The sequence below is a fragment of the Cellulosimicrobium sp. So1_17 genome (assembly GCF_055181235.1).
This window is the reverse complement of record NZ_CM143702.1, coordinates 1,862,586-1,882,965: the sequence shown is the minus strand read 5'-3', so window position 1 is coordinate 1,882,965 and position 20,380 is coordinate 1,862,586. Positions and strand designations below refer to the sequence as shown.

10 protein-coding genes are annotated in these 20,380 nt (G+C 73.3%); all 10 read left to right on the top strand.

Going from position 1 to position 20,380, the window contains the following annotated elements; all coding sequences use genetic code 11:
• Positions 1-2 precede the first annotated feature (2 nt).
• Positions 3-2,000, top strand: coding sequence for an NADH-quinone oxidoreductase subunit L (nuoL, locus tag ACZCLJ_RS08360; RefSeq protein ID WP_463106380.1), 1,998 nt, complete (start codon positions 3-5; stop codon positions 1,998-2,000).
• Positions 2,001-2,010: 10 nt separating this feature from the next.
• On the top strand, positions 2,011-3,678 hold the full coding sequence (locus ACZCLJ_RS08355; protein WP_463106098.1) for an NADH-quinone oxidoreductase subunit M: 1,668 nt from the start codon (positions 2,011-2,013) through the stop codon (positions 3,676-3,678).
• Positions 3,675-5,501 (top strand): NADH-quinone oxidoreductase subunit NuoN, encoded by a 1,827-nt coding sequence (nuoN, locus tag ACZCLJ_RS08350; RefSeq protein WP_463106097.1) that lies wholly within the window; start codon positions 3,675-3,677, stop codon positions 5,499-5,501. The genes ACZCLJ_RS08355 and nuoN overlap by 4 nt, the downstream gene beginning before the upstream one ends.
• A 38-nt stretch (positions 5,502-5,539) precedes the next feature.
• Positions 5,540-6,544 carry a polyprenyl synthetase family protein gene (locus tag ACZCLJ_RS08345; protein WP_251153485.1) on the top strand — a complete coding sequence of 335 codons (1,005 nt, stop codon included), beginning with the start codon at positions 5,540-5,542 and terminating at the stop codon, positions 6,542-6,544.
• 389 nt (positions 6,545-6,933) lie between these two features.
• Positions 6,934-12,951 carry an Ig-like domain-containing protein gene (locus tag ACZCLJ_RS08340; protein ID WP_463106096.1) on the top strand — a complete coding sequence of 2,006 codons (6,018 nt, stop codon included), beginning with the start codon at positions 6,934-6,936 and terminating at the stop codon, positions 12,949-12,951.
• A 40-nt stretch (positions 12,952-12,991) separates the two neighbouring features.
• Positions 12,992-13,966, top strand: a complete 975-nt coding sequence (locus ACZCLJ_RS08335) for an AAA family ATPase (RefSeq protein WP_251153486.1) — start codon at positions 12,992-12,994, stop codon at positions 13,964-13,966.
• Between the two features lie 76 nt (positions 13,967-14,042).
• On the top strand, positions 14,043-15,335 hold the full coding sequence (locus ACZCLJ_RS08330) for a DUF58 domain-containing protein (RefSeq protein WP_463106095.1): 1,293 nt from the start codon (positions 14,043-14,045) through the stop codon (positions 15,333-15,335).
• Positions 15,335-17,848, top strand: coding sequence for a transglutaminase-like domain-containing protein (locus tag ACZCLJ_RS08325; protein ID WP_463106094.1), 2,514 nt, complete (start codon positions 15,335-15,337; stop codon positions 17,846-17,848). Before ACZCLJ_RS08330 ends, ACZCLJ_RS08325 begins: the two co-directional genes overlap by 1 nt.
• The gene (locus tag ACZCLJ_RS08320; protein ID WP_463106093.1) at positions 17,848-19,527 is read left to right on the top strand and encodes an RDD family protein; all 1,680 of its coding nucleotides are present in this window, start codon (positions 17,848-17,850) and stop codon (positions 19,525-19,527) included. The genes ACZCLJ_RS08325 and ACZCLJ_RS08320 overlap by 1 nt, the downstream gene beginning before the upstream one ends.
• Positions 19,524-20,378 (top strand): PP2C family protein-serine/threonine phosphatase, encoded by an 855-nt coding sequence (locus tag ACZCLJ_RS08315; protein ID WP_251153489.1) that lies wholly within the window; start codon positions 19,524-19,526, stop codon positions 20,376-20,378. Before ACZCLJ_RS08320 ends, ACZCLJ_RS08315 begins: the two co-directional genes overlap by 4 nt.
• Positions 20,379-20,380: the final 2 nt, after the last annotated feature.

The window sequence follows — 20,380 nt, the reverse complement described above, 5'->3', positions numbered from 1 at the left end:
CGATGCTCCTGCCCCTCGAGACCACGATCGTGCCCGCGAGCACGGTCGTCCCCGGCCCGTTCCTCGCCGCGCCGCTGCTCGTCGTGCTGCCGCTGCTCGGCGCGGCGGTCCTCCTCCTCGCCGGGCGCCGCAGCGACAGGTGGGGCGCGTGGTTCGGCGTGGCCATGTCCGGCGCGGCGTTCCTCGTCGGCGCGTGGGTCTTCCTGTCGATGCTGTCCCTGCCCGCGGACGAGCGGGTCGTGGACTACCGGCTCTTCGACTGGATCGCCGCCGGGGGTCTCGACGTCGCGGCCGGCCTGCGCATCGACCCGCTGTCGATGACGTTCGTGCTGCTCGTGACGTTCGTCGGCACGCTCATCCACGTCTACGCGGTCGCGTACATGGAGCACGACGTCGACCGGCGCCGGTTCTTCGCGTACCTCAACCTGTTCGTCGCGGCGATGCTGGTGCTCGTCCTCGCCGACTCCTACCTGCTGCTGTTCGTCGGGTGGGAGGGCGTGGGCCTCGCGTCGTACCTGCTCATCGGGTTCTGGAACCACCGCCGCGACTACGCGGTGGCCGCCAAGAAGGCGTTCGTCATGAACCGCGTGGGCGACATCGGCCTCATCGTCGCGCTCATGCTCATGTTCGCGACGTTCGGTGCGGTCGACTTCACGACGGTGTTCGAGCAGGCGCCGGAGGCGTCGACCGCGCTCCTCACCGCGACCGGTCTCGCGCTCCTGCTCGCCGCGTGCGGCAAGTCGGCGCAGTTCCCGCTGCAGGCGTGGCTCGGCGACGCGATGGCCGGCCCGACGCCGGTCTCGGCCCTCATCCACGCCGCCACGATGGTCACCGCGGGCGTCTACCTCGTGGTCCGGTCCGCGCCGGTCTTCGAGGGCGCGCCGACCGCGCAGCTCGTCGTGGTGATCGTCGGCGCCGTGACGCTGATCTTCGGGGCGGTCGTCGGCTGCGCGAAGGACGACATCAAGAAGGCGCTCGCCGCCTCGACGATGTCGCAGATCGGCTACATGATCCTCGCGGCCGGCCTCGGCCCGATCGGCTACGCGTTCGCGATCTTCCACCTCGTGACCCACGGCTTCTTCAAGGCGGGCATGTTCCTCGGCGCCGGCTCGGTCATGCACGGCATGGGCGACCAGGTCGACATGCGACGGTTCGGCGGTCTCTCGCGGTTCATGAAGGTCACGTGGGTCACGTTCATGATGGGCTGGCTCGCCATCCTCGGCATCCCGCCGTTCTCGGGCTTCTGGAGCAAGGACAAGATCATCGAGGCCGCGTTCGTGCCCGTCGACGGCGCCCCGTGGCGGGCCTGGGTCTTCGGCGGCGCGGCCCTGATCGGCGCGGGGATCACCGCGTTCTACATGTCGCGCCTGTTCTTCATGACGTTCCTGGGACGTCGGCGCTGGAACGACGGTCGCGGCGACGTCGACGGCCTCGGGTCGCAGGACGGTCCGGTGCAGCACCCGCACGAGTCCCCGCGGCTCATGACGTGGCCGATGATCGTCCTCGCCGTGGGGTCGGTCGGGCTCGGGTGGTTCCTCGCCGCCGGCTCGCGGTTCGTCGACTGGCTCGAGCCGGTGACGGGGCACGCCGAGCACCACGAGCCGGTTCTGCCGGTGTGGTCGCTCATCGCGCTCACGCTGCTCCTCGTCCTCGCCGGCCTCGCGCTCGCGTGGCGCCAGTACGTGGTCTCCCTCGTCCCGGTCCGCGCCCCGCGCGGCACGGCGCTGACGCGGGCGGCCCGTCGCGACCTCTACCAGGACGACGTCAACGAGACCGTGTTCATGCGCCCCGGCCAGTACCTGACCCGGTCGCTCGTGTACGCGGACAAGGAGATGGTCGACGGCGGGTGGCTCGGCCTCGCGGGCCTCGTCGGCAAGGTCGGCGAGTGGCTGCGCGGCTGGCAGAACGGGTACGTGCGCTCGTACGGCGCGACCATGCTCGGCGGCCTCGTCGTCATCGCCGCCGTCGTCCTCGCCCTCACCACCGGCACCGCGAGCTGAGGAGACTCACATGAACGGCTTCCCCTGGCTCACCCTCCTCGTCGCGTGGCCCGTCGTCGGCGCGGCCGCGGTGTGGCTCACCGCCGCGGCACGCACGCGCGGCGTCGGCCCCGGCGCCCTGCGGGCCGTCCGCGGCATCGCCCTCGGCGCCGCGCTCGTCGAGGTCGCGCTGCTCGTCGGCGCCTTCACCGCGTTCGACACCGCGGCCTCCGGCACGGTCCAGCTCGCCGAGACCTACGCCTGGATCCCGCAGATCGGCGCGAGCTACGCCGTCGGCGCCGACGGGGTCGCGCTCGCGCTCGTCGCGCTCGCCGTCGTGCTCGTCCCCCTCGTCGTGGGGGCCGCGTGGAAGGAGCAGGAGGGCGACGTGCGCCGCCTGCGCCACTACCTCGCGCTCGTGCTGCTGCTCGAGGCGTTCATGGTCGCGGTGTTCGTCGCACGCGACGTGTTCCTCTTCTACGTCCTCTTCGAGGCGATGCTCATCCCCGTCTACTTCATGATCGGCGGGTTCGGCGTCGGTGCGCGGCGACGGTACGCCGCGGTGAAGTTCCTGCTCTTCTCGCTCGCGGGCGGCCTGATCATGCTCGCGGCGGTCATCGCGCTCTACCTGCACGGTCCGGGCGGGCCGCAGGGCTTCCTCACGGCGAACCTCGTCGAGCACCTCGCCGCGAACCCGATGCCGGTCACCACGGAGCGCCTGCTGTTCCTCGGCTTCTTCCTCGCGTTCGCGATCAAGGCGCCGCTGTTCCCGGTGCACACGTGGCTGCCCGACGCCGCGCAGCACGCCCCGGCGGGCACGTCGACGCTGCTCGTGGGCGTGCTCGACAAGGTCGGCACGTTCGGGATGCTCACCCTGTGCCTCCCGCTCTTCCCGAGCGCGAGCGCGTGGGCGGCGCCGGTCGTCATCGTCCTCGCCGTCGTGTCGATCCTCTACGGCGCCCTCATGGCGATCGGGCAGAGCGACGTCATGCGGCTCATCGCCTACACGTCGGTGTCCCACTTCGGGTTCATCGTGCTCGGCATCTTCGCGTTCACGACGACGAGCGTCGCGGGGTCGTCGCTGTATATGGTCAACCACGGCATCTCGACGGGTGCCCTGTTCCTGCTCGCCGGGTTCCTCGTCGCGCGGCACCCCGAGCGCTCGCAGCGGCTCACGGACTACGGCGGGCTGCAGAAGGTCGTGCCCGTCCTCGCGGGCACGTTCCTCGTCGCGGGCCTCTCGGCGCTCTCGCTGCCCGGTCTGTCGACGTTCGTCAGCGAGATCATGGTGCTCCTGGGGACGTTCACCCGGAGCCCGTGGGCGGCGCTCGTCGCGGTGCTCGGCGTCGTCCTCGCCGCGCTCTACGTGCTGCTCACGTACCAGAAGGTGTTCACGGGCCGGACGCGAGAGGGCCTCGATCAGCTCCCGGACCTGGGAGGCCGCGAGAAGTGGGTCGTCGCGCCCCTGATCGCGCTGCTCCTCGTGCTCGGGTTCTACCCGGCGCCCGCGCTCGACCTCGTGGACGAGCCGGCCGAGGTCACGCTGTCCGACCTCGCGCCCGCCGGGGTCGAGGACCCGCCGCGCACCGACCCGTTCGCCCCCGACCCGACACCTGCCGCAGCCGCCGACGTCGCCGGGGTCGTCGACACCTCCGTCTCTGACACCGTGCCCACCACCGCAGAAGGGAGCGAGTCGTGAGCGACTCCTTCGTGGCCCCCACGGTCGACTGGCTCTACCTCGTCCCGATCCTCGTGGTGCTCGGCGCCGGCGTGGTCGGCGTCCTCGTCGAGGCGTTCGTCCCGGCGCGCGTGCGCCGCACGACGCAGGTCGTGCTCGCGCTGCTCGCGACGGCGGCGGCGTTCGCCGCGATCGTCGTGCTGTGGCGCGACCCCGCGGTGCAGGGCGACCCCACGACCGGCACCTACGGCGTGCGCGTGCTCGGCGGGTCCATGGTGGTCGACCCCTTCGGCCTCGCGGTCCAGGGCACCGTGGTGCTGCTCGCCCTCCTGGCGATCCTCGTCATCGCCGACCGGACGTCGACCGGGCAGGACGCGTTCGCTCCCACCGCCGCGGCCGTGCCCGGCTCGCCGTACGAGGACCTGGCGCGTCGCCAGGGCCTCGAGCAGACCGAGGTCTACCCGCTCGTCCTGTTCGCCGTCGGCGGCATGATGATCTTCCCCGCGACGGGCAACCTCCTCGTGATGTTCGTCGCGCTCGAGGTGCTCTCGCTGCCGCTGTACGTCCTCTCCGCGATGGCACGCCGACGCCGGCTGCTGTCGCAGGAGGCGTCGTTCAAGTACTTCCTCCTCGGCTCGTTCGCGTCGGCACTGTTCGTCTTCGGCGTCGCCCTGATCTACGGCTACGCGGGGTCGGTCGACCTCGCGCAGATCCAGCGGGCCCTCGCCACGGGCGAGAGCCCGGTCGCGGACATGCCCGGCCTCGTGCTCACCGGGATGCTGCTGATCCTCGCGGGTCTGCTCTTCAAGGTGGGCGCGGCGCCGTTCCACGCGTGGACGCCCGACGTCTACCAGGGCGCCCCCACCCCGATCACCGGCTTCATGGCGGCGTGCACCAAGGCGGCCGCGTTCGGCGCTCTCCTGCGCGTGCTCTACTCCGTCGCGATCGGCCTGGAGTACGGCGCGCCCGACCTGCGCCAGGACCTCTTCGTCGCGCTGTGGGTCGTCGCCCTGCTGACGATGGTGATCGGCACCGCCGTCGGCGCCGTGCAGACCGATGTCAAGCGACTCCTCGCGTACTCGTCGATCGCGCACGCGGGCTTCATCCTCGTCGGCGTCGTCGGTTTCTCCCAGCTCTCGCTGCGCGCCACCGTGTTCTACCTCCTCGTCTACGGTCTCGCGACGGTCGGCGCGTTCGCCGTCGTCACGCTCGTGCGGGAGAAGGCACCGTCGTCGGCCACGCTGCCGACCGCGGCCCCCGCCGTCGTCGGGGCACGCACGCGCGCAGCGGCGGGCGAGCTCACCGCGAGCGGCGACGACGCGGCGTCGGGCAGCGGCGACGGGCCCGCGGGCGTCCCCGACAACCCGTCCCGCGCCTCGGTGCCCGACGCCGGCGCCGTCCTCGGCGAGGCCACGCACCTCGCGCAGTGGGCGGGCCTGGGGCGGCGCAGCCCGTGGCTCGCGGGCGCGTTCGCGCTGTTCCTCCTCTCGATGGCCGGCATCCCGCTCACCGCGGGGTTCATCGCCAAGTTCACGGCGTTCGGCGCGGCGGTCGCCGGACCCGACGGGCAGGGCGGCGGATCGACGTGGGTGCTCGCCGTCGTCGGTGTGCTCGCGTCCGCGGTCGCCGTGTTCTTCTACGTCCGGATCATCGTCCTCATGTTCTTCACGCCCCCGGCCGACGAGGCCGCGGAGGCCGACGGCGGCGTCGGCGTGACCGTCGTCCGGTCGAACGGACCGACCACCGTCGCGATCGCCGTGTGCGCGCTCGGCGTGCTCGTCCTGGGCGTGTTCCCCTCCCCGGTTCTCGATCTGGCGGCAGAGGCGGTTAAGTTCGTCCCGTGACCTCCGCTCCTCCCGGGCCGCCCGCACGGACGACCCCCGTGACGACCACCGCCATCCCGATCTCCGACCCCGAGCTCGCCGCAGTGCTCACGCAGCGGCTCGCGGGTGTGGAGACCCGGCTGCGGGACGCCGTCGCGCACGCCGACCCGCTCGCCGACACGGCGTCGCGCCACCTCGTCAACGCCGGGGGGAAGCGGCTGCGACCGTTGCTCACGCTGCTCGCGGCGGAGCTCGGCGACGGGGACCGGTCCGAGGTGGTGGAGGCCGCCGTCGTCGTCGAGCTCACGCACCTCGCGTCGCTGTACCACGACGACGTCATGGACTCCGCCGCCGTGCGGCGCGGGGCGCCGGCGGCGCACGCCGTCTTCGGCAACTCCGTGGCGATCATGGTCGGTGACCTGCTCTTCGCGCGCGCGGCCTCGACGGTCGCTGCGCTCGGACCGGAGGCGGTGCTCATCCAGGCGCGCACCTTCGAGCGCCTGTGCCTCGGCCAGCTCCACGAGACCGTCGGCCCCGGCGAGGGCGAGGACCCCGTCGCGCACTACCTCCAGGTGCTCGCAGACAAGACCGCGTCGCTCCTGTCCACGTCGGCCCGCCTCGGCTCGATGTTCGCGGGGTGCGACGCGCGCACCGTCGACACCGTCGCGGCCTACGGGGAGCGCCTCGGGGTCGCGTTCCAGCTGGCCGACGACGTGCTCGACCTCGCGTCGACGGGCGACGAGTCGGGCAAGACGCCCGGCACGGATCTCCGCGAGAAGGTCCCGACGATGCCCGTCCTGCTGCTGCGCGCGCGCGTCGCGGACGGCTCTGCCGACGCGGCGGACGTCGCGCTCGTCGAGCTCCTCGACTCCGACCTGTCCGACGACGCCGCGCTCGCCGACGCCGTGGCCGCCCTGCGCCGCCACGAGGTCGTCGCGGAGACGCGTGCGCTGGCCGTGCGGTGGGCCCGTGACGCGGCGGGAGAGCTCGACGGTCTCCCCGACGGGCCTGTGGTCGACGCGCTGCGGACCTTCGCCGAGGCGCTCGCCGACCGCGCTGCCTGACCGACGGAGGAGTCGCCCACGCCCTCGTCGCCGTTCCGTCGGCGGGTGAGATCCCGGCGGTCCTCCTGGACCGGTGAGGCGGTCGGCGGTCCACGACGGTCGTTGCCGTAGGCATCGATGACCTGCGAACATGTCCCCGTCGTGCCCGTCGGTGTTCCCTGAGACCTCCGCCGCGACCGGTGCCCGATCACCGGACGGGGGACTTCTCCCCATGACGCAGTGACGAAACCGACACACGGGGACGCTATCCTCGTGTGCGCGATCGGTGCGGGGCCCGGCGACACGGAGCGACGGGGGACAGGACGGAAGCCGGTCGCCACCGACCCGATCTCGGAGGACCAGTGGGCTTTCTGGCGCGCCTGAACGACAACCGACGCACCGTGGCGTCGGTGACGACGGTGTCGGTGTTCTCGACGGCACTGGTGGGACTCGCGTGGTTCTACGAGGGCGAGGCGACGGCCGACGTGGAGCTGAACGACTCGGGTGTGTGGGTGACGAAGACGTCGTCGGGGCAGCTGGGTCGGTTCAACTACGAGTCGCAGGCGATCGACGGTGTGCTCGTGGCGGGGTCGGCGTCGTTCGACGTGCAGCAGGACGAGGGTCGGGTGCTGCTGGACGACGAGGGGACGAGCACGGCGTCGCCGGTCGAGGTGGCGCACCTGACGCTGGACGGGCAGGTGCGGCTGCCGGCGGGGGCGCAGGTGGCGTCGGGGGGTGCGACGACGGCGGTGCTCGACGGTGAGGAGGGCCTGCTGTGGGTGCTGCCGTTCGACGGTGCGACGGCGTTCGACCCGGAGGAGACGGAGCCGGTCGCCGAGGTCGAGGGTGACGGCGCGCTGACGGTCTCGGGCGACGGCACGGTGTTCGTCGCGGTCCCGTCGACCGGGACGCTGTGGACCGTGGGCACGACGTCGAAGGGGACGGCCGAGGAGCCGGAGGAGCTCGACCTCCCGGTGAGCACGGGCGCCGACGTGGCCGTGACAGCGGTCGGTGACGAACCGGTCGTCCTCGACCGGTCGGGCGGACAGCTCGTCCTTCCCGACGGGAAGACGGTCGGCGTCGAGGGCGCGGACGGTGCCCAGCTGCAGCAGCCGTCGAAGAGCTCGGACTCCGTGGTCGTCGCGACCTCGACCGGTCTGGTCACCCAGCCGCTCGGCGGCGGGGACGCCCAGGTGCGCCGGGCCGACGGCGTGCCGTCCGCCCCGGTGCAGCTCGACGGCTGCACCTACGGCGCCTGGGGCTCGACCGGGCAGGTGATCCGCGACTGCGCCGGGCCGGACAACGACGTGGACAAGCGGCTCGAGGGCGTGGACCCGCAGGCGCGCCTGGAGTACCGGGTGAACCGGCACGTCGTGGTGCTCAACGACCTGGCGGCCGGGACGCTGTGGATGGCGGCGGACGAGTACGAGAAGGTTGACGACTGGGACGTGCAGCTCCCGGAGGAGGCCGAGGGCGAGGAGTCCGACGCCGAGCTGACCAACCCGGAGCAGGTGGACCAGTTCATCGCGGACCGGTCGCAGCCGAACAAGCCGCCGCAGCCGAAGGACGACGTGTTCGGGGCCCGCCCCGGGCGCACGACGATCCTGCCGGTGCTCGCGAACGACGTCGACCCGGACGGCGACGTCATGACGGCCTCGCTGGTCGGGGAGTCGCCGGGCAACGCGACGGTGCAGCAGATCCTCGGCGGTGCGGCGCTGCAGGCGGTCGTGCCCGAGGACGCCGAGGGCACGCAGGGGTTCCGGTACTCGGTGTCCGACGGACGGGGTGGCGTCGCCGAGGCCGGGGTCTCGCTGAAGATCTCGCCGTGGAGCGAGAACGAGATCCCCGAGTCGACGGGCGACCCCGTGCTCAAGGTCGCGCAGGGCGGGACCGCCACGATCAAGGTGCTGCCGTTCTTCCGCGACCCGGACGGCGACGACCTGTACCTCGCGTCGGCCGCTGCGACGTCGGCGGGGGACGACGTGCGCTCGCGCCCGGACGGGACCGTGGAGTTCCGTGACGCCGGGGGATCGACCGGCCGCAAGATCGTCACGTTGACGGTGGCCGACGGCCTGGGCGGCCTGGCCGAGGGCAGGCTGCTCGTCGACGTCCTCCCGGGGACGCAGCCGCCGATCGCGGTGAACGACCACGTCGTGGTGCCCGCCGGGCAGCCGGTCACGGTCGAGCCGCTGCGCAACGACTCCGACCCGAACGGCGACGAGCTGCGGCTCGCGTCGGTCTCGGAGTCCGCGCCGGCCGAGATCACGCCGAACTACGACGCCGGGACGTTCACGTTCTTCTCGAACGAGCCGCGCTCCTACGACCTCACGTACCAGGTGACCGACGGCCCGGACGCCACGACCGGCCTCGTCCGGGTCGACGTGCTGCCGCCCGACGCCGCGAGCGGCCCGCCGATCGTCGTCGCGGACACCGCGCTGCTCCCCACGGGCGGCAAGACGCTCGTCGACGTGCTCGCCAACGACACCGACCCGGCGGGCGGCGTGCTCGTGGTGCAGTCGGTGCGCGTCCCTGCCGACGCGGGCGTCTCCGTGGCGGTGCTGGCGCACCAGATGCTCCGGATCACCGAGATCCGGCGGCTCGACGGGCCCGTGACGATCGAGTACACGGTCTCGAACGGCACCGAGACGTCCACGGGCCAGGTGCGCGTCGTGCCGGTGCCCGCCCCGACCCGGCTGCAGCCGCCGAACGCGGCCGCCGACGAGGTGACCGTCCACGCGGGCGACGTCGTGACGATCCCCGTCCTGAAGAACGACACGCACCCGGACGGGCTCGAGCTGTTCCTGCAGCCCGAGCTGGAGCAGGACGTCGACCCGGCGCTGGGCGAGGCGTTCGTCTCCGAGGACACCCTGCGGTTCAAGGCCGGGCCCGAGGCCGGGACCGCCTACGCGATCTACCGGGTGCGCGACGCCAACGGGCAGGAGGACTCCGCCCAGGTGACGATCCGCATCCGCGACGGTGAGGACAACGCGCCGCCGCAGCCGCGCCAGGTCGAGGCCCGCGTGCTCTCCGGCGCGTCGGTGCGCATCGACATCCCGGTGCACGGCATCGATCCCGACGGGGACTCCGTCCAGGTGACCGGTATCGGGGCGCCGGCGTCGAAGGGGACGGCCCGCGTCGTCGACGGCGTCGTGGAGTACGCGGCCTCGAAGAGCTCCGTCGGGCTCGACTCGTTCACCTACACGGTGCTCGACGCGCGCGGCGCGGTGGCGACGGGTTCCGTGCGCGTGGGCATCTCGGCGCCCGGCGAGACGAACCAGCCGCCGGTCGCCGTCGACGACGAGGTGACGGTACGACCCGGACGCACGGTCGCCGTCGCCGCGCTGGTCAACGACACCGACCCGGACGGCGACCAGATCGCGCTCGTGCCCGCCGCGGTCGAGGACGAGCACGGCATGGACGCCGAGGTCGTCGCGGACCGCGTGGTCGTGACGACGCCCGCCGAGGACGGCTCGTACACGTTCTACTACGGCATCCAGGACACCTACGGGGCGCGTGCGACCGGCGCGATCACCGTGAACGTCGCCGCGGACGCCCCGCTCCAGCCGCCCGTCGCCCGTGACGACACGGTGCCGGTCGAGGACATCCTGGGCAGGACGACGGTCACCGTCCCGGTGCTGGACAACGACGACGACCCCGACGGCGCGGCGACGGAGCTGACCGTCGCCGTCGAGGGGGAGACCGTCGCGGTCACCGACGGCAACGAGCTCGAGGTCACCCTGACCGAGAGGCGCCAGGTCGTGACGTACACGGCGACCGACCCCGACGGCCTGACCGCCAAGGCGTTCGTCAAGGTGCCGGGCCTCATGGACCAGGCACCGACCCTCCGCCCGGGCATCGCCCCGCTCGAGGTCAACAGCGGCGAGCCGCTCGAGATCGACATCACCGACTACGTGCTCGTCGTCGAGGGCCGCACGCCGCGGCTGACCGTCGAGGACAAGGTCACCGCGCTCGAGGGATCGCGCGAGGTGACGAGCACGACGCAGATCACGTACACGTCGACCGCCGGCTACGTCGGTCCCGCGGCCGTGACGTTCGAGGTCACCGACGGCTCGGGCCCGGACGACCCGGACGGCAGCACCGCGCTGCTCACGCTGCCGATCAGCGTGCTGCCGCCGGAGAACCTGCCGCCCGAGATCGTCGGGTCGCCGACCCTGGACGTCGCCGCGGGCGAGGAGGCGGCCGTCGACCTCGCGCGCTTCGTCGAGGACGTGGACGGCGACCCGCTGACCTTCCGGACCACCGCTCAGCCGCAGGGTGTCACGCTGGCCGTGGAGGGCTCGACGCTGCAGGCCCAGGCCACGCCCGACGTGCCCAAGGGCACGGTCGTGCAGGTGCCGATCACCGTGACCGACGGCGAGCACCCGCCGGTCGAGGGGGCCGCGACCCTGACCGTGGTGGCGTCGACGCGCCCGCTCGCGCGGGCGAACGACGACGCGGTCCCCGACGCCCACCAGGGCAAGGAGACCGTGGTCCCCGTGCTCGACAACGACTCGAACCCGTTCCCCGACACCCCGCTCACGCTCCTGGACGCCGTCGTCGAGACGGGGCAGGGCACGCCCACGGTCCGCGGTGACTCCGTCGCCGTGACGCCGCGCGAGGACTTCGTCGGGGTGATGGTCGTGCGCTACCGCGTGCAGGACGCGACGAAGGACCCCGACCGCGAGGTCGAGGGCCGGATCCAGCTCACCGTGCTCGGCAAGCCCGAGGCGCCGCCCACGCCGCAGGTCGAGGAGGTCCGCTCGAAGACGGTCGTGCTGTCCTGGGACCCGCCGAACAACAACGGCGCCGAGATCACCGGCTACACCGTGCGGTCCCAGAACGGGTACGAGAAGGCGTGCGGCACCACGACCTGCACCCTGGACGGGCTGACGAACGACGTCGAGTACACGTTCACCGTGTTCGCGACCAACGACGTCGGCGACGGCCCCGCCTCACCCGCCTCGGCGGTCGCCCGCCCGGACGAGAAGCCCGACCCGCCCGCCGCACCCACCCTCGAGTTCGGCGACGAGTCCCTCACCGTCACGTGGAAGAACGCGACCTACACCGACCGGTCCGCGATCGAGTGCGTCAACCTGCGCATCTCCCCGGCCCCCGCCGGCGGCGCGACCGACAAGACGTGCCTGACCGAGACCACCACCACCTGGGAGGGCCTGACCAACGGCCAGGCCTACACCGTCCAGGTCCAGGCCGAGAACCGCGCACCCGACCCGTCCGAGTGGGGCGAGACCTCGGCGCCGGAGATCCCGGCCGGCAAGCCGGCGGCACCGGCCACGCCGACCGTCTCGCGCGGCGGGCTCGGCAACGAGGTGCAGATGACGGTCTCCTGGACCCCGCCGCACGACAACGGTGGCCCGATCACCAGCTACACCGTCGAGGCCCTGCAGGGCGGTGCCGTCGCCAAGACCGTCACCGCCGGCGGCGGTGCGACCAGCGCCACGGTCCCCGTCCCGGCCTCGACCACCGACTACACGTTCCGTGTCCGGGCGCACAACAAGGCCACCGAAAAGTTCGGAGACGCCGAGTTCTCGCCCCCCTCCGCACCGGTGCGCGCCTTCGCGACGCCCGGCCAGGTGTCGAACCTCCGCGCTGACGCGACCGGGGCGAACGGGCGGATCCAGCTCTCCTTCGGCGCCGCGTCGGGCAACGGGGTGCGTGCCGACGAGATCCGGTACCAGTACGACGCCGGCGGCGGCTGGGCCGCCCTCGGCGCCGACAAGCTGGTCGCCGGCCTCGAGAACGGTCGGAACTACACCATCAAGGTCCGCGCCCTCGCCGGCGTCGCCGGCACGACCGAGCCCGGGCCGGCCGCCAGCGCCAACGCGGAGTCGCCGTACGGCCCGATCCCCGCGCCGGACGTGGCGATGAACGGCGGCAACCAGACGATCTCCTACAGCTGGTCGACGTCCGGCAACGGGCGGGACTACACGACGTCGGTCACCGGCGCGGTCAGCTCGTCCGCCAAGAACGGGTCGGGCTCGCTCAACGTCGGCTACTCCGACACCCGCCGGATCTGCGTGACCGTCACGCCGACCGAGGGCGAGGCCAAGCAGACGTGCCGCGAGGCGACGTCGGACAAGAAGCCCGAGCCGGTGTTCACCGTCAGCAAGGGCAGCAACCACAAGCTGCCCGACGGCAACTGGCCCGGGAACTGCCAGCACTCGTCCTGCGCGGAGCTCTACCTCACGATCAAGGACGGTCCGCCGAACACGTCCTTCCGCTCCACGTGCTACGCGGGCGGGAACCGGATCGGCTCCGGCAACTACTTCCAGGACGCCCAGTACCGGAACCTGCGGACCGACGGCAACGGGAACTACTCCGGTGGCCAGCAGTGCGTGTGGGGCGGCCCCGGCACCCAGGTGTGGGTCGAGACGACGATCGGCACCACGAACCGCATGGCCTGGTACTGAGCACCCCGCCACGTACCCGCGACATCGAACGGAAGCGACAATGACCACGATGACCCCCGAGCAGGCCGCCTGGTTCGCTCAGACCTTCGACCGCCTCGTCGGCAACGTCGGCCAGGCCGTGCTGGGCAAGCCCCACGTCGTGCGCCTCGTGCTGACGTGCATGCTCTCCGAGGGCCACGTCCTCCTCGAGGACGCGCCGGGCACCGGCAAGACGTCGCTCGCGCGAGCGATCGCGGCCAGCGTGCAGGGCACGCAGCAGCGCATCCAGTTCACTCCGGACCTGCTGCCCTCCGACGTCACGGGCGTGACGATCTACGACCAGAAGACGGGCAAGTTCGACTTCCACCCGGGCCCGATCTTCGCGTCGATCGTCCTCGCGGACGAGATCAACCGCGCGTCGCCGAAGACGCAGTCCGCGCTCCTCGAGGTCATGGAGGAGGGTCGGGTCACGGTCGACGGCGTCGGGCACGAGGTCGGCCGCCCGTTCATGGTCATCGCGACGCAGAACCCCATCGAGCAGGCCGGCACCTACCGGCTGCCCGAGGCACAGCTCGACCGCTTCCTCATGAAGACGTCGATCGGCTACCCCGACCACGCGTCGACGGTCGAGATCCTCTCGGGCGCGTCGGTGCGCGACCGCAGCAAGACGCTGCAGCCGCTCATCACGACGCAGGCGGTCACCGAGATGGCCGAGCTCGGCGCGCGCGTGCACGTCGACGGCGCGGTGCTCGAGTACATCTCCCGGCTCGCCGAGGAGACGCGCAACGCTCCCGAGGTCCGCGTCGGGGTCTCGGTCCGTGGTGCCCTCGCGCTGGTACGGGCCACCAAGGTCTGGGCGGCGGCGCACGGCCGCAACTACGTGCTGCCCGACGACGTCAAGGAGCTCGCGCAGCCCGTCTGGGCGCACCGCTTCGTCCTCGACCCCGAGGCCGAGTTCGCGGGCGCGACCAGCGAGGCCGTGCTCGGCCGCCTCCTCGCCGACGTCGCCGCGCCGCAGGAGCGCCGCAGCGCCTGACCCGGACGCGCCGCCCTCCCCGGCGGTGCGGACCGCCCGACACCCATCTCGCAGGACCCGTTCCGAGAGCAGGACGATGAACGCCTCACGACCCCGATCCCGCGGCGCCACCGCCGGCACCCCGCCGTCGACCGCGCTCGCCGGGCTCCTGCGTCCCCTCCGGGACGTGGCGGCCCGCGCCCTGGCCGGGGTCGGCCGGGCGCTCGCGCCCCTCGAGCCGGTGACGTCCGCGGTGAGCCCGCTCGGCTGGGCCACGGTCGTCGCTACGGTCGCCGCGTGGTGGGCGGGGCTGCGCTACTCGTGGCTCGAGCTGGTCGTCGTGGCGATCCTCCTCACGGTCGCGCTGCTCGCGGCGGTCGTCTTCGTGCTCGGACGCTTCCGCTACGCCGTCGTGCTCGACCTGGCGCAGCGCCGGGTGACCGTCGGTGACCGGGCGGTGGGCCGGCTCGACGTGAAGAACGACTCGTCGCGCCCGCTGCTGCCGTCGGTCATGGAGCTTCCCGTCGGCCAGGGCATGGCGACGTTCCCCGTCCCGCGCCTGCGTCCGGGGGCGAACCACGAGGAGATCTTCACCGTGCCGACCCACCGGCGCTCCGTGATCTCCGTCGGGCCGGTCCGCTCGGTGCGGGCCGACCCGCTGGCGCTCCTGCGCCGAGAGGTGGTGTGGACCGAGCCGGAGGAGCTGTTCGTCCACCCGCGCGTGAAGAACCTCTCCGGGTCGTCGACGGGCTTCCTCAAGGACCTCGAGGGCCGCGTCACGACGGACATCTCGAACTCGGACGTCTCGTTCCACGCGCTGCGGGACTACGTCCCCGGGGACGACCGGCGCCACATCCACTGGAAGACGACGGCGCGCACGGGTCAGCTCATGGTGCGCCAGTTCGAGGAGACCCGGCGCTCGCACCTCGCGGTGCTCCTGTCCACGCGCGCCGAGGACTACGCGAACGACGACGAGTTCGAGCTCGCGGTGAGCGCGTGCGGCTCGCTCGGGCTCCAGGCCATCAAGGAGGACCGCGGGGTCACGGTGCTCGTGAACGACGGCAACCTGCGCGGCGACCACCGGACGCGGCTGCTCGACGACCTCGCGCGCGTCGAGACCCGGTCGCAGCGGGCGTCGCTCGTCGACGTCGCGCGCGTCGCGGGCCTGACGATCACGGACGCTTCGGTCGTCGCGTTCATCGTCGGGTCGCGCGTGACGCCGACCGAGCTCCGCGCGGCGTCGGCGCGGCTGCCCCAGGACGTGCGGGTCATGGCGATCCAGTGCGTCCCGGGCGCGTCGCTGAGCCGGCACGCGATCGCCGAGCTCGTGGTCCTGACGATCGGGGAGCTCGGCGAGCTCCCGCTCGCCCTGCGGAGGCTGAACGACTGATGAGCGCCACCGGTACCACCACCCGCGGCTCGCGCCGCGCACCGTCGGGACAGCCCGGCACCCCGTCCGGCGCCCCCTCCGGCACGTCGTCGGGCACGTCCCGTCGGGGAACGACCCGCCTCCGCGAGGGACGTCCTCGCGCGCTCACCGCGCTGGGCGCCGTCGACGCCGTCGCCCTGGTCGTCGTGCTCGGCGCGACGGTCGTCGGGTTCGCCCCCGTCTGGGGCTCCACCGGCTACCTCCTGCCCGCGGTCGGGGGCGTCGTCGTCGGGCTCGGCGTCGCGTGGCTCGGGGCCTGGCGGCGCTGGCCCGCCGTGACCGTCCTCGCGGTCGCGGTCGTGGCCTACGTCCTGCTCGGCGGCGTGCTCGCGCTGCCCGCCGACGCGATCGGCGGCGTGCTGCCGTCGCTCGACACGGTCCGGAACCTGCTCCTCGGCTCCGTCACCGGGTGGAAGGAGTTCGTGACGACGGTCCCGCCGCTGCACTCCTTCCCGGAGCTCGCCGTGGTGCCGTACCTGCTGATGATGGTCACGGCGCTCGTGGCCGGCTCGATCGCGTGGCGCGCGAAGCACGCCGCCTGGGCGCTCGTCCCGCTGGTCGTGACGTTCGTCGGCGTGATCCTCCTCGGGACGGTCATCGCGGCCTACCCCGTGGTGCAGGGGCTCGTCGTCGGGATCGTCGGTCTCCTGTGGGCGAGCTGGCGCGTCACGGCCGCACGGCTCGGCGCGCACCAGGTCACGACGGAGGCGAGCAAGGCCGCCACGCGTCGCCTGTGGTGGCACCGCGTGCGCGCAGGCGCGGCGATGCTCGCCGTCGGTGCCGTCGCCGCCGCCTTCGGCGGCCCCGCCCTGCTGCCCGACGCACCGCGGACCGTGCTGCGCGAGACGGTCGTGCCCCCGCTCGACCTCCACGAGTACGTCAGCCCGCTCACCGCGTTCCGCAAGTACGCCAAGGACATGAAGGAGGCCGAGCTCTTCACGGTCCGCGGGCTCCCCGCGGGCACGAAGGTCCGGCTCGCGACGCTCGACGCCTACAACGGCGTCGTCTACGACGCGTCGAGCGGCCTGCCGGGATCGGGCGTGTACACCCGGGCCGGCGAGGAGATCGCGACGGTGGCGCCCGGCACCGAGGCGACCCTCGACGTCGTCGTCGGCGACTACGCGGGCGTGTGGGTCCCGGAGACGGGCACCCTCGCGGGCATCTCGTACACCGGGAGCCGCGCGCGGGAGCTCGCCGAGGGCACGTACTACAACGCGACGACGGGGACGGCGCTCACGACCGCCGGACTGCGGCCGGGGGACACGTACACCGTCGCCACGCGCGTGACGCCCGAGCCGACCGAGGAGGACCTGCGGGCCGGTGCGATCGACCAGGTCCCGGTGCCGCCGACCCCCAAGGGCCTGCTGCCCGTCTCGCTCGCGGGCAAGGGCGCCCAGTTCATGGGCGAGGAGACCGACCCGGTCGACCAGCTCTTCGCGCTGCGCGACGGGCTCGTCGCCAGCGGGATCTTCTCGAGCGGGCTGGACAACCAGCCGCCCTCGCGGCCCGGTCACTCCGCGGAGCGCATCGACACGCTGCTCGCCGACGACGAGATGGTCGGCGACGACGAGCAGTTCGCCGTCGCGCTCGCCCTCATGGCGAACCAGGCCGGGATCCCGGCGCGCGTCGTCATGGGCTTCTACCCCGACGAGAAGGACCCGTTGGAGCCGGGGGAGCCGTTCACCGCGACGGGGGCCGACGTGCACGCCTGGGCCGAGGTGCCGTTCGTCGGCTACGGCTGGGTGCCGATCACGGCGATCCCGGACGAGGACAACAAGATCCAGCCCGAGCCGAAGAGCCTGCAGGTCCCGAAGCCGCCGGTGCTCGAGGACCCGGAGCCCCCGGAGGAGCCCGCGGAGGCGGAGGCCGGCAAGGTCGACGACGAGGACAAGGAGAAGGCCGACAGCGACGGGTTCGACTGGGGCACCGTGCTGATCATCGGTGTCGCGGTGGCCGTCCCGCTCGCGCTGATCGCCCTGCCGATCGTGCTGATCCTCGCCTACAAGTCGCGTCGCCGGGCCCGGCGACGCGCGGCCGAGCGCCCGGTCGACCGGGTGAGCGGCGGCTGGCGGGAGGTGCTCGACGCGGCGACCGACCTCGGGACGCCGGTCCCGTCCGGCTCCACCCGGCGCGAGGGGGCGGGCGTCATCGCGCAGACGTTCGGCGCGACGACGACCATCCCGCTCGCCCACCGCGCCGACGCGACGGTCTTCGGGGCCGGAGAGCCGACCGAGCAGGAGATCGAGGCGTTCTGGGCGGACGTCGACGGAGTCGTCGGAGGGCTACGCTCCTCCGTGAACCGGCGTGCCCGGATCCGTGCCGCGCTGTCGACCCGGTCGCTGCGCTCGGCCCGGTCCGCCGGTCGGGCCGGGACGCGACGTCTGACGTCGTGGCTCCGGCGCGGCTCGACACCGACGACCACGTCGTCGCGGAACCCGACGAAGGGCTCCTCGACGAAGCAGGGAGAGAAGTGATGACGGACGTGACGTGCGCCGCGTGCGGTTCCGCGCAGTCGTCGGGCTCGGCGTTCTGCGCGGTGTGCGGCCAGCCGTTCCCGCGGACCGGTCGTCCCGTCGCCTCGGCCGTGGCCGGGCCGCAGGGCGGCGTCCAGGCCGCCGCGGGCGGACCGGGCCTGCCGCCGTTCGCCTCCGGCGGCGGCGCGCCCGACACCACGACCGAGCCCGAGGTCTACACGGCGACGCAGAAGGCCGTGCTGGGCGCACCGTCGTCCGGCGGGCCGACCCTGCTGACGGCGCCGTACGCGGGCGTCGGGCGCCGGTTTCTCGCGTACCTGGTCGACGGCGCCGCGATCGGCGTGATCGTGCTCGCCGTGCTCCTGGTCGGGACCGCGGTCGTCGGCGTCCCGCTCCTGGGCGGCACCCAGACCGTGAGCGCCGAGGAGGCGTCGGCCCTCCTCGGCAGGCTGCTCGGCGTCTACGTCGTCGCCGCCGTGATCGCGATCGCGTGGTGGGTCGGCCTCTGGTTCTGGGAGGGCACCACGGGCAAGACCCTGGGCAACCTCGCGACCGGGATCCGCACGCTCGACGCCGCCACCCGCGCACCGGTCGGCTTCGGGCGGGCGTTCCTGCGCTGGCTCGTCGTCGGGGCGGGCTCGATCGTGGTGTTCGTCGGTCAGCTCGTCGTCGTCCTGAGCCCCGCGTTCGACTCGTCGGGCCGCCGCCAGGGCTGGCAGGACAAGGTGGCGAGGTCCGTCGTCGTCGACGCCCGTGGCGTCGCCCCGGCGCGCGACGGCTTCGAGGGCGTCGCGTCGCTCGTCCCGCCGGCCGCCGGGACCCGGGCCGGAGCGGGGTACTCCGCGCAGGACGCGTACGGGCCGACCGGCGGATACGCCCCTGGCGGGTACGCGCCGGCCGCGACGCCCAGCGGGTACGCGCCGGCCCCGGCTCCCGGCTACCCGACCGCGGCCTCGCCGACCGGGTACGCGCCCTCCGTCCCGCCGCGCACCACGGGAGGGCCGACGAGCGCGGCACCGCCGGGACAGCCCGCCGCCACGCAGGCCGGACGAGCAGGGGAGCCCCCGGCGCCGCTTCCGGACCCGTGGGCCTTCCCGTCGTCGGCGTCCTCGCCTGCGAGCAGCGGTGGCGGCCTCATCACCGGCGTCCCGGGATCGGCCGGTCCGGCCGTGCCCGCCCAGGCCGCACCGCACCCCCAGCAGCACGTCCCCGCACAGGCCGTCGTGCAGACGCCCGAGCCGGTGCACGCCCGGGCCGCGGCCCCGGTCGCGGAGCCCGAGGACCCGGAGTGGGACAGCACGCGCATGGGTGCCCGCGACGTCCGGGCGATGGAGCCCGCGCCGGTCGTGACCGTCGTGCTCGAGCTCGAGTCCGGCGAGCGGCGCGTCGTCGACGGCCCCGCGCTCGTCGGGCGCAACCCCCAGCCGGCCGACGGCGAGGACTGGATCCTCGTCGCCGTCGAGGACCCGACGCGGTCGGTCTCGAAGACGCACGTCGAGCTCGGCGTCGACCCGGACGGTCTGTGGGTGAGCGACCGCGGATCGACCAACGGGACCGTCGTGTCCGCCCCGGGGACCGCCCCGCGCGTCGCGGCGCCGGGCGCACGCGTCCGCGTGCCGGTCGGCGCGACGATCCACGTGGGCGACCGTCGCCTCGTCGTGCACCCGGGACCGGCATGACGACCCCCGAGACCGAGGTGCACCTCGCCTGGGGTGCCGCGTCGCACCGCGGCGCACGGCGCCTCCTCAACGAGGACCGCTTCCTCGTCTCGCGCTCGGTCTTCGTCGTCGCCGACGGCATGGGGGGCCACGACGCGGGCGAGGTGGCGAGCGCGACCGCCGTCGACGCCCTCCGGCCGCTCGCCGACCTCGAGGTCGTGACGCCCGACGACGTCCGCACGCACCTCGCGGTCGCCCAGGAGAACGTCCGCGCGATCACGACCGAGCCCGGCCGCGGTGCGGGGACGACCGTGACGGGCGTCGCGGTGGCCGAGCAGGACGGCAACCCGTACTGGCTCGTGGTCAACGTCGGGGACTCGCGCACCTACCACCTGTCCGGGGGGCGCCTCGAGCAGGTGAGCGTGGACCACTCGGAGGTCCAGGAGATGGTCGACGCCGGTCTGCTCACCCCGAGCGAGGCGCTCACGCACCCGCGCCGGCACGTCGTGACCCGCGCGCTGGGCTCGCGCGGGGTGCCGCAGGCCGACTTCTGGTACGTCCCGATCCACCGGCACGACCGGATCCTGGTCTGCTCCGACGGCCTCACGGGCGAGCTGTCGGACGAACGGATCGCCGAGGTGCTCCTCGAGAACCCGGACCCGCAGGGTGCCGCCGAGCGCCTCGTGCACGAGGCGATCGCGGCCGGCGGTCGGGATAACATCACAGTCGTCGTCGTCGACGCGACGGGCGTGTCCGACGACACGAGCGGTGGGAGCACCGCACCGCGGGAGCGGACGCCCGAGCCGGGTTCGACGGTCGACGAGGACACCTTGCCGAGAGAGGCTCGACTCCAGATGGGGGGCATGGCGTGACG